Source organism: Novosphingobium sp. HR1a (assembly GCF_015594425.1).
GTDB lineage: Bacteria > Pseudomonadota > Alphaproteobacteria > Sphingomonadales > Sphingomonadaceae > Novosphingobium > Novosphingobium resinovorum_A.
On the sequence record NZ_JABXWS010000102.1, the window covers coordinates 63656 to 77221 of the forward strand.

Below are 13566 nucleotides of genomic sequence, written 5' to 3' on the forward strand. Positions count from 1 at the left end.
CTCGGCGATCTCCAGGGAAACCTGCAAGACACTCTCCGCTCTTCCGCCAAGGAGGCCAGTATGGGATCGATACTCAGGACATTGCCCGCAATGCCCCTTCTCGTATCCGCGGTCGAGCTACTCGCTTGCGCAGGGCAGGACAGACCCACTCCGCTCCCCCATCCTCGTTTTCAGCGAGTGGAGTGGGCGGCGGACCAGTTCGTTGTTCGGCAGCAAGGCCCTGGGTCATGGGATGCGCTGCCGCGTAGCGAAACCATGGCGGCGGCAGGCCATGTGCACCTGGATCATTCTCTTCTGGATAAGCCCATTCAAAACAAACTTGGAAAGCATAGGCGATGAGAACTGTCAGCAAGTACATAGTCTGTCTGAATGCTACAATATTCAGCACAATTTCGTGCGTTGTACCAGCCGTAGGGCAGGACGGTGCGTCACACCGCGATATCTCCGCGCTAGCAGACACCGCGCAACGCAGATTGCAGCAGACTTTCACGAACCTGCGCTTCGAGGACTTCGGCCCGGCACCAGTTACGGGGCCGATCTATCAGGCCATCGCGGGCGGCAAGGTCGTCTACTACGCCCCCGAAAGCGACATGATCCTGTTTGCCGCGGTGTACGACAAGAACGGCGTTAATCTCACTGCCCTTGCTCAGGACGCCAGCGCGCGGCGGCGGATCGGCACGCTCGACCCGAAGGGCGCTCTTGCCATCGGCCCAGCGGACGCGCCTACGGTCATCGAGTTTACCGATCCCGACTGCCCATTCTGCCGCGCCCTCGACAAGTTCTGGGCCGCAAAGGAGGCTGAAGGCAAACCGGTGCGGCGGCTGATCTACTTCGTGAGCGGCATCCATCCCCACGCGGCGGCGAAGGCGGAGCACATCCTGTGCTCACCGGACCCTGCAGCAGAGTTCGAACGCATTTATGCCGGCTCGGTACCAGGCCCCTTGCGGACCTGCCCCGAGGGTCACGCGCGTGTCGCGAAGAACAGCGAGGAGGTCGGCAAGATGGGCATAGCTGCAACGCCGACGCTGATCGTGGACGGCCGGTTGATTTCGGGTTTTCAGCAGGCCGAACTGGACGAGTTTCTCTCCAAACCCAAGGCCACGCTCGAGGCGGAGCCGGCAAGCCATTCTCCCTGAGGCGCCTCGCCCAGAGGCGGAAGCAATCGCCCCGCCCCGGCACCTCTGACATCGAAGGCATGAGTTTCAGGCGGCCGCGCCCCTTCCCGGGGAGCTGTCCTGCGCCGCCGCCGGCTGCCCTGGATGAATGTCCACGACAACCGGCTTCCAGCCGGACGGCTCCCCAACAGGACTGGAGTACAGACCATGAGGTCCATCACTGCAAAGCGCCTTCTCACCTGCGCCGACGTTGGCATACCGCTGCTCCTCGCTCTCACGATCGCGGGCGCCGCGCAGGCCTTTACGGCCCCGGCGGCCGGCGACCTGGGCTACGACATCTACGACATCGTCGTGAATCAGGGGGTCAAGGGGCCGCTCGGCTTCGTCGCCGGGGTCGCTGCCTTCCTCTTCGGCGTATCGCGGCTGTTTTCCAACATCATGGTCGGCATCCCGACGATCGTCGCGGCGGTGTGCCTCATCAAATCCGACACCATTCTGCAGACCTTCGGAATGGTGATCTGAGCAATCGGGCACAGCCTCGCGCAACGACGCTCAGTCCGCGCGTGAGACCGTGCCCTCCGAGCCGGGCAACAGCCCGGATAACCGACACCCGGCCCGGCCGGGCTGTCTGTGAAGCAGGAGGAGAAGAGCCGTGGATGAACGCCTGCCCCAGTACCTTCACCGCCCCGTCCAGATTCTCTGGTTCGGTTCGGACGAGTTCGTGCTGGTCATGTCGACCATCTTCGTTGCCGTCATTGTCGGAGGAGTGATCGGCTGGACGCTCATCGCGGCTCTTCTCCTTTTCATACCCTGGAAGCGGACCAAGCCCCGCGGCTTCATTCCGCATCTCGCCTGGCGCTGGGGACTTGTCTCCTTTCGAGGCTACCCCGGCCCTACCCAGCGGCGGTTCTTCGAGTGAGCGGGGACAAAATCATGGAGCAGGCAGCCCCTCGCCGCCCTGACCCGCTGGCCGGCAAGCCCGCCAGCTGGGGGATCCATCGCTACCTTCAGGGCTCATCGAACCTTTTCGAGGAGAACCGCCTGCTCAAGTTCGCGGTTCTGGGGCTTTTCGGGATCACCGCGGTCCTCGGCATTGTGATCTACAGCGCGAACCGGAACCAGCGAACCGTGGTCGTTCCCTTCGGCGCCGGCGGCGATCTCTACGTAACCGGCGACAAGCCTTCGCCGCAATACCTGCGCAGCATGACGCGCAACATCGTCAGTCTCGCCGGAACCTATACGGCCTACTCGGCGGACCGGCAGTTCCAGGAATTGCTCGCCATCACGCACCCGTCTGCATTCGGCAGCCTGCGGGACAGCCTCAATGCAATTCTCGACGAACTCTCGGGCAATCCCACGCTGTCGATCGCTACCTACATCCGGCCCGATCAGCCCGTGCTTCTGACTTCCAGCAGTATCGCCGTGCCGGTCGAGAAAGTGCGCGTCATCGGCGGCGTCATCCGCAAGTTCCGCGGCACGCTGAAAATCGGCTTTGCCGTCGAGGCAGGGCGCTTCTGGCTGACCTCGCTCAAAGAGGAGAACTTCGATGCGCACCAGTAGGACCGTTCGCGCGCGCAATCCCCTGCTCCGCTCAGGCTGGCCCGCATCGAGGTACACCCTAGCGCTTGCGGCACCGCTTCTGGCGACGAGCACCCAAGCCTCGGCCCAGACGATCTCCGTGGTACCGGACCAGACCAGCGCGATCCGCCTCTCGAACCATGACGTCAACCACATCGTGTGCAGCGGCGGCGAAATCGAGGAGGTCAGGTTCTCCGCAGAGAAGGGTATCGCCGTCGAGCGCAGCGGCGGGGACGCCTGGGTCAAGTTCCTCGTGCGCGAGGTGGAGAGCGAATACGTCCCCACCCGCACTTATGCCACGGCCCCTTCGGAATTCTTCGTGCGCTGCAACGGTTCGGTCTACGCACTCTACGCCGAGCCTTCCGACATCCCTGCGCAGACGGTTTCGCTGCTGCCAGGCGCAGACCAGCGCGCCCGGGCAAATGCCGATCTTCTAGGCCCTCTGGTTGAGGAGGAGCGCGCAGTCTCGATCACCCTGGCACTCCTTCGCGACATGGTGCCCGCGAGCTTTTCCGAAGTCGCGCCCGAAGCGCGTGACATCACGCTCGCGGGCCTGCCCGGCACCCTCCTTCTCGAACGCAAGCGCCTCTCGATTGACGGCGCCGGATTATCCGCCAGCGAGTATCTGATCTCGGGTGGCGGGGCCCAGACGCTCGACGAACGGGCGTTTCTCGACAGCCGGCTTGGCGCCAACATCTTTGCCGTCACACTCGATCGCATCGCCCTGGATGCCGGAGCCACCGCCCGCCTCATCGTCGTGCGCAGGGGAGCCGGAGAATGACCGGACCAAACGAGCGCGATGCCATTGGACCCGAAACGTCGCTCCCAAATCCCGAAAGCCGCAGCGCCCCAGCCCGCGAGGCCTTGCGCGCAAGATGGGATGCACTGTCTTCAACGCATAAGCTTCGCGCGAAACAGGCAGCTATACTTGTCTTCGTCGGTGTTCTGGGTGGCGGCCTCTACGCTGCCAGCCGAAGCGAGGTTCCGGTCGTCTCTGCCCCCGCCGCGACCAAGCTCGACATGGGGGCCGGTCTTCGCGGCGACAGCCTGGAAGAGAAGCTGCGCGGCGATCTCAAGAAGGTTCTCGACGGCCAGCAGATGCTGGGCGACCGGGTCACCGCGATCGAGGAAGGCAAGGCTCCTGGAGGTCCAACCCCGAGCGGCAACGGCCCGAGCGATGGCGAGGGCCTCCCGCCCGCGCTACCCGGTTTTCCCGCACCGCCCGCCGATCTCGACGGCCTCGACCAGGGCATACCTCCTCCGCCCGCCCTGCCCACGGCGCCGGCCGCGCCGCCCGCACCTCCGGTCGAGAAGGTCGTCGGCGGCATCGGCCAAGCGACGATCCCTCTCGTGCCCAAGGAGGGAGCGGGCCCGGATTCGAAAAAAAAGAATCGGATGATCTATTTGCCGCCTGGTTTCATGAAAGCGCGGCTGTTGACTGGGATCGACGCGCTCGCCAGCCGGGACGCGACATCGAACCCCGAGCCTATTATCGCGCGCGTCCAGGCACCGGCCGTCCTGCCCAATGACGTCAAGGCCAACCTCTCGGGATGCTTCGTCATCGGCAATGCGACCGGCAGTCTCGCCAAGGAGCGCGTCGAGGTGCAACTCGTGACGCTTAGCTGCATCGACTTTGAAGAACGCTCTGTCGTGGATCAGCCGGTGAAGGGCTTCTTCGTCGACGCCGATGGCAAGAAGGGCCTATCAGGCAAAGTCGTGACGCGGGCCGGAGCCGCGCTCGCGCGCACATTCATTGCCGGCACGATCAGCGGCATCTCGCAGAGCGTCGAGAACACCTTTGGCAATACCTCGACTTCGGCTCTCGGTACCGTGCGCAAGCTCGATGCCGGCGATGCGATGAAATCCGGTCTGTCCGGCGGCCTCTCCAAATCCTCCGACAAGCTTACCGATTTCTATCTCGACCTCGCCCGGCAGGCCGGTCCGGTCGTAGAGGTCGGCGCCGCAAAGGAGGTGGTCGTCGTCATCCAGGAAGGCGTCGGCCTCGAAATCAAGCCAACCGTCGGAGGCAAGCTGTGAGGCTCTCGAACCGCCCTCTCCTCGCCCGCCCTCTCCTTGCAGGCGTTTTCCTTGCATCCGCCAGCTGCTGCCTGGGGGCATGCACCACCATCGGTTCACTGCTTTCTCCCTATTCGGAGACGTTCAGCTGCAAGAACCCGGATCACGGCCAGTGCATTCACCCCGACCAGGCCTATGCCGATGCAGTCGCCGAACGGACATCGCATTCCGATCCTGCCGTGACCCGTGACAGGCAGCTGCTGAAGAATGGAAACCTGGCGACAGGGCGCAAGACAAGTAACCCGCGCCGCGGCAACGAGACCGTGACCACCGCCTTTGCCGGCTATCGCGACAGTGTCTATCGGGAAATGCAAGGACTGATCGAAGCTCCGGTCACACCGATGCTGAAAGCGCCGCGCACGGTGCGCACGCTTGTCATGCCTTATGCCGATCGCCAGCGCCCGGACCGGCTCTACATGCCCCGTTTCGTCTATTCGATCCTCGACGCGCCCGGCTGGGTGGTCGGCGGCTACCTCGTGAGGCCTGCCTCACAGGCCGGCCAGGCTCCGGTGCTGGGCCAGGTGCACGAGAGAGCGAATGACGAACCCCCTAAGCCGGCAACCGTGCTGGGAGGGGCGCTGCCATGAAGTCATTCGGCACCCGGGGCGGAGGCGGCCTCACATATGCGCGGCTGCGCCAGAGCGTCTCGCGCGATCGTTTCTCGGACTTCATCCCGCTCGTTGCGTGGGACGAGACCGAAGAGGCGTTCCTGTGCATCGACGATGGCTTTGGCTACGCCTGGGAGCTGGTGCCTTCGGCCTACATGTTCGCCCATGTGCACCAGGCACTCCTCGGCCTGCTCAATGTCCACTTCGGCCCCGGCACTGTGCTCCAACTGCATACTTTCGCCGATCCCCTGATCGAGAATGCGCTCGACGCCTTTCTCGATCTCAAGTCGCGTCCCGATCCGCTGATCCAGGCCTCGGCGAGGCGCACTGCGCAGTATCTCAGTGACGGGCGCCATGGTCTCCATGCCCTGCACGGTATCCCGCTGCGCAACTTTCGCACGATCCTGTCGGTCAAAACGCGCGCGCCGATGGCGAGCGACCTGAGGCGCCAGATCGAGGAGCAGCTCGACAAGCTTGGCATCCGCCGGCTTGCTCCCGAGGAGACCGTTGCCTTCTACCGGCGCGTGTTCAACGGTGTCTACCGCGCCGCGCCCGGCGCTTTCGCTCGCAGCGCCGGTAGCCGCGCGGGGGCCAGCGCCGGGTTCAGTGGTGGCGTGCCGCCCATCCGGCGCCAGATCATCGATGCCGGACCCGACCTGCTCTTCGACGGACCCGAGGTTCACCTGGGCGGCCAGGTCGCGCGCTGCCTCACGCCCAAGTCCCCTGCCCGCCGAATTTCCGCGGAACGCGCGAACAGGCTGACCGGCGGCATGCGCGGCGCATCGGAGGACAGCGACCAGATCGGTGGCCCATTCCTTTACACCCTCAATGTCCTGTTCGATCATTCGGCGTTCGAAATCCACAAGCGGGCGCAAGTGCTGTCGGCACAGAAGGCCGCAGGCAGCTTCGCCGTCGAGGTCGGCAAGCAGATCGAAGAGATCGGTTGGGTGCTCGACGAGGCGGGCAACAGCAAGTTCGTGCGCATCATTCCCACTTTGTGGGTCTTCGGCCGGGACGCCGGCCATGCGCGTGACATGGCCGCACGCGCCAAGCGCCTGTGGGAGGCTGAACCCCTGCCCTTCATGATGCAGGAGGAAAGCTACCTCAACCCGGTGCTCCTGCCGATGAGCCTGCCGTTCGGGCTCTATCCCGACAACAAGACGCTGCGCATGCTCGAGCGCGACTTTCGCATGCCGGTCAAGGCCGCCGTGCTGATGGCACCCGTCCAGACCGATTTTCGCGGCGGTGGCCGCCCCGCCCTGCTCTATGCCGGGCGCAAGGGCCAGCTCGTCACGCTCGATCTCTTCGATCCGCGCATCAACAACTACAATTTCATCGTCTCGGCCGAAAGCGGAGCGGGCAAGAGCTTCCTCCTCAACAACCTGTGCCAGCAGTACTATGCGCAAGGCGCGCTCATCCGGATCATCGATATCGGCGGCAGCTACCGCAAGCTGTGCACCCTGTGCTCGGGCCGCTACATCGACATCGGCGAGGAGCGGATCGTTCTCAACCCCTTCGACATGGGGTTCGCGCTCGATGGCGAGGACAAGCAGTCCGCGATCTCGATGGCGGTCGCGATCGTCGCCGAGATGGCCAATGCAGCGACCCGCAAGGGCGTCACGACCTCCCAGTGGAATCTCCTGAAATCGGCTGTCCAGTGGACGATCGACAGCGGCCGTGCCGAGGACGGGATCGACGCTGTCCGCAGGTGGCTCGCAGCCTATCCAGAGCTTGTCCACAGCCCTATCGACAGCGTCGAGCATCTCATTCCCGCAGCGCGCGAGCTTGCCTTCAATCTTCGAGATTTCGGATCGGACGGCGCCTACGGCCATTTCTTCAATGGCCCCTCGACCCTCGACATCTCGCGTGACGAGTTCGTGGTGCTCGAACTCGAGCGCCTCAAGGCCATGCCCGACCTCTTCAACGTCATCGTCATGGTGGTGGTGAACGCGGTCACCCAGGAACTCTACCTCTCGGCCCGCGATCGCCCGCGCTTCGTGCTGTGCGACGAGGCCGCGCAGTTCATGACCAAAACCGATGGGCAGGACCTCTCGCGCCTCGCCGAGGCCTTCGGCCAGGGCTATCGCCGCGCCCGCAAGTACCAGGGCAGCTTCGGCATCGTCCTGCAGTCCATGAACGATCTGCTGCTGTTCGGCGGCACCGGCCAGGTCATTCTCGAAAACGCGGCAACGCGCTTCCTCCTGCAAGGCTCGACATACCACAAGGCAGTCGAAAACAAGATCCTCGACTATTCGGGTTTCGTGCTCGACCTCCTGAAGTCGGTGCGCAATTCCAAACCGCACTACTCGGAAGTCTTCATCGACTCTCCGCTGGGTCTCGGCATCGCCCGTCTCGTCGTCGACCCCTTTTCCTACTGGATCAACACAAGCGCCCCGGAGGAGGTCGCCGCCTTCGAAGCGCGCCTGCGCGCAGGACGCTCGCCCCTCGAGGCCGTCTGCGAGCTTGCCGGCGTCGATCCTGCAGAAATCCTGGGCGAGCCCCGCACCGGCATGGAGACATCATGATGGCAGATTCGAAGCGAAAGCCGCGCAGGGCCGCGGGCGGCGACCAGTTCGCCCTCGACTTGTCCGGCGACCCGATCCTGGAACGCATGGTAGAGGCGCGCGTCGCGATCCGCGCGGAAAATGAAGCCGTCCACTGGCGCCTGCGACTGGTCATGATCGAGGCCGTCATGCTGAGCGCCCTCGTGCTGATTGCAGGCCTCCTGCTCGGCCATCCGCCCACCCTTGTCGTGCGCAACGCTCTGGTGGTCGGTATCGGCTGTCTGCTGGGCGGCATCCTGCTCGTCGGTCTCTCTGCGCTTGCCGGCCACGGCCTCTCGCGCCTGCGTGGCCGGGGCAGATCATGAGGGGGCTGCTCGGCCCCAACCCCGAGCCTGCGGCCATACGGCTCCTGCTTGGCGGCTACCTTCTTCTGCTCATTCAGGCCGGGCTCGTTCTTGTCGCGCTGGCGCGCGGATCGGTCACGTCCGTCGATGCATTGCAGCTGGCTGTCATGCTGCTGGCACTCATTTCGGGCGCCTGTCTTGCAGCAGCGCTCGCCGGCCAGCCTTCCAGTCGCCCCTGTGGTCGCCATCGTCCGCGCCAACCGGCCCGCCAGACCGATATCGAGGCCACTTACGATGAGCGGTGATCGACCGATGATCTCGGAGCCGTTTGCGCGAAAGCTGGCTAAAATCGCCGCTTTTCTTCCCGGTATCCTCGTTGGAACCCTCCCGACCAACGCCCAGGGCGCGACCTCGACCATCGGACGGAGCTGGCCGATCGCGGAGCCCGATGCGCTTGCAGAGATCGAGCACAAAACTTCTGCGCTTCCGCCCGATCTTGGCCAGAAGTTCGGCCCGCGCAGCACCTGGACCTCGATGCATTCGGCGCAGCTGGCAACCGCGAGCGTATCGAAGGTGCGCAGCCTCGTGCCGTTCCATACGCTCGACATGGACATCACGCTGCCAGATGGGCGCGTGCTCTATCCCCGCGGCTTCACCTTCAACCCACTCACTTATGTCACGCTGCCGCAGAAGCTCGTGATCGTCCATCCGCGCGATCTTGCATGGGCGCTCCGCACCGCAGCGCCTACAGACTGGATCCTGCTTGCATCCCCCGCCGGTGATGTCGGTGCCATCAATGGCGATCCCATTCGTCTGGCCGAGACTGCCGGACGCCCGCTCTTCATCCTCGAGGAACGGGTCAAGGACAGGCTTGCCCTGGCCGTCGCCCCGGTCATCGTCCGCCAGGTCGGCAAGAGCCTCGAACTCACCGAGGTGGCCCTCAAGCGCGGACCCGCGACATGACGCGCTGGCTTGTCCGCATAGCATTGGTATGCGCAATCCTGGTCGCGCTCTGGCTGACACCGACGATGCCGCCGCTTGCCCATGCATCCTCTTGCCCTGCCGGGACGGTCTTCAACCCGATCACGAAAGTGCGCTGGACCTGCGTCTTTCCGATCACCATCGGCGGGGTGAGGATCGGCACTTTCGACAAGCTCTCCAAGGAACTCGACGCCCAGTCGTCCTCGAAGCCGCTCTGTGCCTGCCGCAAGGGCGCCACCTTCTGGTTCGGCGTCAAGGTCAGCTTCTGGTCGCCAAGCCGAATGATCGACGTGGTGACCGAGCCGGGCTGCATGATGGCGCTGGGCGCCGACATCATGCCCACCCACGGCCGGCTTCAGGGCAGCCAGTCATCGATCGCGGACGGGACCAATACGCGCAAGATGTTCGCGCAGATGCATTACTACATCGCCCCGGTCTGGGCGATGCTTGACATGTTCACCGACCTGCCTTGCCTGGAGGACGACGGGTTCGACGTAGCGATGATGACCGAGCTGTTGCCGACCTGGCAGTCGGCGACGCTGGGTGCAATCATCCAGCCCGAGGCCATCCTTTTCGGCAATCCCGCGGCCGGCCTTGCCTGCATGGCCGACAGTGCGGCGGCGGCGGCCGGCAAGGTCATCGACCCCCTGTTCTGGTGCATGGGTAGCTGGGGCTCCGCCTACCCGCTCGCCGGTGACATCCATTTCGACGATTCCGTCGAGGCCTGGGCAGGGCTTGCCGCGCGCGGCACCTACATGATGGGCAGGCTTGGCGCCGCGACCATCAGCACTGCGGACGGCTGCGCCTTCAAGGCAGCGCCGATCTGGACCAAGTCGCGCTACAAGTACCAGCTGATGGAGCCGGTCAAGGCCGGTGCCTGCGTCAACATCGGCCGCCCGGGCGCCCTTTGGTCCTCCTCCAAGCATGCCCCGGGCCAGGACAACGCCCAGTTCATGCTTTTCGAAAAGGTGATCTGCTGTGCCGGTATCACGGCGCCCTGAGCGATCACCCCTGCCCTTTCCCGCACCGACCGGTGCCGGCGCGCGAGGCATGCCCGCCACGCATGCGGACGTCCGGCATCGGCAGTGCGGGAACGGGACGGCGCCCGGCCTCCCCAGGGGCGCCGTCCCGCCACCCGTCAGCGCGGCCGCCAAGCCCAACCGCCAGATGCCGGCCCGCCCCCCGGCAGGCTCCTGGCAGGCGGCCGCGCTGACACTCGGGAAACGCAGCGAACGCGAGAGGCAGCGCCGCACGGTGTATGATCGCCGAGGTGGCGGCTCAGAACATGCCTACCGATCCGCCGCGCGCGAAACGGCCCTACGCATGGCAGGGCGTTGTTTACTCGCGGCCTGCGTGCTGACCTTTGCCGCTCCGCAAAGCCGGGCGCAGACAGTCGAAGACCGTGCCCGGGCAGCGGCGACGGCAACGCAGCAGCGGACCGGCTCGAGCGACGCCCTTCGCGGCAACTACCTGACACCGGGCCTGAGCGGAGAGGCCATCTCCACCATCGACCAGAGCCGGACCTTCACGCCCGCGATCGCCTGCCAGAAGACCGCAAGCCTGCTCGAGGTCCTGATCCAGCCCGGCAGCACCGGCGACATCACCAGCATAACACTCTCGCAGGACACCAATCTCGACGGCAGTCTCGATCGCTCGGGCACGATTTCCCGGCCCATCTCGGGGATTTGCGCGAACGGTGTCGTGTCCTGCGAGCCGGGCACCTGGACCCAGTGCCACTATCTCGCCTGGACCGCGGATGCGGGGCGCGCACTCAGCCTTGCCGAGGTGGCGATGCCTGAGCTTGCCGGCTGCTACTGCGTCAACAACAGCTGCGGCGCCAATCTGGTATGGGGCAACCTCGACGATGTCCTGAAGGATTTGGGCGGCGGCATGATCGGCGCGCTCACCACGTCCGACCCGCGCGTCGGAGTAGCCCAGACACAAGTCAATGGCCCGCTCATCCGCTATGTCGGCGCTGAGGCCACCGCATGCGCGGACGACCCCGCGATTGCGCAGGTCTCCTACCGCGCCAATCCGGCGACCATCCAGGCCGACGCAGCAAACGCTTCGACCGGCAGCAGCATTTTCCAGTCGCTTGCCGCTTCTGGTGCAGGCGCCGGCAAGGCACAGCAGATGCGCTCGTGCGCGATCACCCGCGAGGTCACAATTGCCGATCCGTCCATCGACGATGTCATAAGCCGTACGTCGGGCGGATACTCCGAGGTGCGTACAGGCACGGGCGCGATCGACTTCCTGATGGGATCGCCCACCGACGACAGCCTGAAGGGCGGGTCCTGCACGCTCTTCGACTTTCGCATGACGCTGCATGTGAGCCAGGCAAGCCGCATAACCGCCGCCCGGCTCGTGCGCTATTTTGCCGATGACTGGGTGCAGGTCCGGATCGACGGTACACTGCTGGGTTCCGGCCCGTCGCCATGGACAACCACGGGCCTGCCTCCGGGCAAGTGCGAGAAGAAGGCGACCTACCAGGCCTCGCCGAACCTCGACATCATCTCCTATCTTACAGAAGGTGACCACGAGGTCTGGCTGCGCGCCGCCGTCGCCGATAGCGGCGAAGCCTTCGCGCAGCTCCATGTTGAGGTGGACGACAGCTGCACGCTTGCCGAACGCGTCGTCGACCAGTGCGCCGGCTATGCGGCGCAGAGCCAGTGCACGCTTTCGAGCGAGACGGTCGATGGCGTCGAGACCTTCCGCAACGCGGTCGCCACAGGGCTCAGGCCCCTGCCCCAGACCCGCACATTCGGCGCCGATCGCTGCGCGATGTCAATCTCCCGCGACTTCTTCAATCGCGAGCGACAATACGCCTGCGTCACCGACACTTCGGCGATGACAGCACCTGACTTGTCCCGCGGCGCCTACATCATCGACCATTCGACCGAGACCCTGCTGGCCGACCGGACAAGGGCGGCCGATGGCGGCACCGTCTCCACAACGCGGGCGTTCCAGCTGCCCGATCGCGGCACGGTCGCAGCCTGCGAACCGGTCTGCAAGACCAGGGCACCGGGAGCCAGCACCGCCGCCACGCCCACCGGGGTCACCGGCGCGCTGCTCAATAAACCGGCAGGCTGGGACACTTTCTACCATTCATGCTCGGCGCAGAATGTCTGCCCGCTCGGATCCGGCGAAGAGATCGTCAGCGACTGCGGGTGCCTCGATGATTTCCCCGAAGCGGTCGTGATGATGCAGTCGGTAAGGCTCGCCAGCGCCGATATGGTCTGCACGAGCAGCGCGCCATGAGGCTGGCCCGGTCCCTTCGTCGCAGCGTGCTCGCTATCTGCCTGCTTGCGGTTTTCACCCCGCCGGCAAGCGCGCATCAGGTCTGCGCCGTCGATCTCGACGGGGATGGAGAGGCTGCAAGTGCCGGGGAGTTCGCCGCCTGCACGGCAATGGCAGGCGGCGGGGCGCAATGCCCGATCCAGCAGGTCACCTGCACGCAGGATGATACGGGCTCCTATGCTTGTCCGCTCGGCGCCCGCTTCGCCTGTGCTGCCCCGGCAAACGGCGGCCAACCCAGCTGCTCGCCCAATGCCTGCATCGACACCGAGGTGAACCCTCTCGAGGACGAGCCGGTGATCGACGATCCCGGAACACCGGCCGATGGCAGCGTGGATGCCGACGGCAACTGCACGGCTTCGATCGAAATCTTCTCAGGGCGCGCCACGCGCTGCCGCCCTGCCGGCCTCAAGACGACCTTCTCCAACTGCTGCGCGGACAAGGGCAGGATCGTCAAGGACGGCATGGGCTCGTCGATCACCTCGCTCTCGACCAAGATCGCCGTCGCCAAAGGTGTGTTCACCGGAATGAAGGCGGCCTACACCGCTTTCAAGGCAGGGGCGACGGCCGGCCAAGCTGCAACATCTGGCGCCAATGCGATCATCGCCGGCATCGATCCGACCTCGATCGCAATCAGCCTTGCGATCAACTTCATGATCGAGGTGCTGCTGCAGGGCTGCGACCAGCAGGACATGGAAACGGGCATGCTGCGCGGCTCGGACATGTGCCACGAGGTCGGCAGTTACTGCAGCTCTAGGATCCTTGGCATCTGCGTGCAGCGCTCGCGCGGGCACTGCTGTTTCAACACCAAGCTCGGCCGCATCATCCAGGAGCAGGGCCGGCCACAGCTTGCGGCCTTCAACGCGCAAGGGTGGGGGACGCCCAGGCAGCCTTACTGCCGGGGCTTCACGGCCGAGGAATTCCAGGCGCTCGATTTCTCGAAGATGGACCTCTCCGAATACTACGCGAACATCGAGGCGCGCACCCAGAGCGAAATCCAGATCGACATGAAGGAGCGGGTCGATGCGTACCTTCAAACCGCGACGAACTGACGCGAGCAGAATGG

Annotated in this window: 14 protein-coding genes; all 14 read left to right on the forward strand. The window is 65.0% G+C overall.

Going from position 1 to position 13566, the window contains the following annotated elements; translation table 11 throughout:
- The first annotated feature begins 335 nt into the window (after window positions 1-335).
- The 14 genes from HWN72_RS26820 (at window position 336) to traN (ending at window position 13552) form a co-directional block, all read left to right on the forward strand.
- Window positions 336-1136: a DsbC family protein gene (locus HWN72_RS26820; RefSeq protein ID WP_083274913.1), complete on the forward strand. Its 801-nt coding sequence runs from the start codon at window positions 336-338 to the stop codon at window positions 1134-1136.
- A 186-nt stretch (window positions 1137-1322) separates the two neighbouring features.
- Complete coding sequence (locus tag HWN72_RS26825; RefSeq protein WP_069710146.1) at window positions 1323-1637, forward strand: hypothetical protein; 315 nt, start codon at window positions 1323-1325, stop codon at window positions 1635-1637.
- A gap of 130 nt (window positions 1638-1767) precedes the next feature.
- Window positions 1768-2034: a type IV conjugative transfer system protein TraL gene (locus tag HWN72_RS26830; protein ID WP_069710147.1), complete on the forward strand. Its 267-nt coding sequence runs from the start codon at window positions 1768-1770 to the stop codon at window positions 2032-2034.
- Window positions 2035-2048: 14 nt separating this feature from the next.
- A complete protein-coding gene (locus HWN72_RS26835; protein WP_211151842.1) occupies window positions 2049-2675 on the forward strand; it encodes a TraE/TraK family type IV conjugative transfer system protein in 627 nt (208 codons plus the stop codon).
- Entirely contained in the window at window positions 2662-3474 is an 813-nt protein-coding gene (locus HWN72_RS26840) for a type-F conjugative transfer system secretin TraK (RefSeq protein WP_211151843.1), read from the forward strand. Before HWN72_RS26835 ends, HWN72_RS26840 begins: the two co-directional genes overlap by 14 nt.
- Window positions 3471-4730 carry a TraB/VirB10 family protein gene (locus tag HWN72_RS26845; RefSeq protein WP_211151844.1) on the forward strand — a complete coding sequence of 420 codons (1260 nt, stop codon included), beginning with the start codon at window positions 3471-3473 and terminating at the stop codon, window positions 4728-4730. The genes HWN72_RS26840 and HWN72_RS26845 overlap by 4 nt, the downstream gene beginning before the upstream one ends.
- Entirely contained in the window at window positions 4727-5356 is a 630-nt protein-coding gene (locus HWN72_RS26850; protein ID WP_211151845.1) for a TraV family lipoprotein, read from the forward strand. Before HWN72_RS26845 ends, HWN72_RS26850 begins: the two co-directional genes overlap by 4 nt.
- Window positions 5353-7902: a TraC family protein gene (locus tag HWN72_RS26855; RefSeq protein ID WP_211151846.1), complete on the forward strand. Its 2550-nt coding sequence runs from the start codon at window positions 5353-5355 to the stop codon at window positions 7900-7902. The genes HWN72_RS26850 and HWN72_RS26855 overlap by 4 nt, the downstream gene beginning before the upstream one ends.
- On the forward strand, window positions 7899-8246 hold the full coding sequence (locus HWN72_RS26860) for a hypothetical protein (RefSeq protein WP_069710152.1): 348 nt from the start codon (window positions 7899-7901) through the stop codon (window positions 8244-8246). Before HWN72_RS26855 ends, HWN72_RS26860 begins: the two co-directional genes overlap by 4 nt.
- Window positions 8243-8530, forward strand: a complete 288-nt coding sequence (locus HWN72_RS26865) for a hypothetical protein (protein WP_069710153.1) — start codon at window positions 8243-8245, stop codon at window positions 8528-8530. Before HWN72_RS26860 ends, HWN72_RS26865 begins: the two co-directional genes overlap by 4 nt.
- Entirely contained in the window at window positions 8520-9188 is a 669-nt protein-coding gene (locus tag HWN72_RS26870) for a conjugal transfer protein TraW (RefSeq protein ID WP_083274916.1), read from the forward strand. The genes HWN72_RS26865 and HWN72_RS26870 overlap by 11 nt, the downstream gene beginning before the upstream one ends.
- A gap of 65 nt (window positions 9189-9253) precedes the next feature.
- Window positions 9254-10207, forward strand: coding sequence for a TraU family protein (locus HWN72_RS26875; protein ID WP_231958531.1), 954 nt, complete (start codon window positions 9254-9256; stop codon window positions 10205-10207).
- 352 nt (window positions 10208-10559) lie between these two features.
- Entirely contained in the window at window positions 10560-12464 is a 1905-nt protein-coding gene (locus HWN72_RS26880; RefSeq protein ID WP_309141591.1) for a hypothetical protein, read from the forward strand.
- Window positions 12461-13552: a conjugal transfer protein TraN gene (traN, locus tag HWN72_RS26885; RefSeq protein ID WP_069710156.1), complete on the forward strand. Its 1092-nt coding sequence runs from the start codon at window positions 12461-12463 to the stop codon at window positions 13550-13552. The genes HWN72_RS26880 and traN overlap by 4 nt, the downstream gene beginning before the upstream one ends.
- The last annotated feature ends 14 nt before the right edge of the window (window positions 13553-13566 follow it).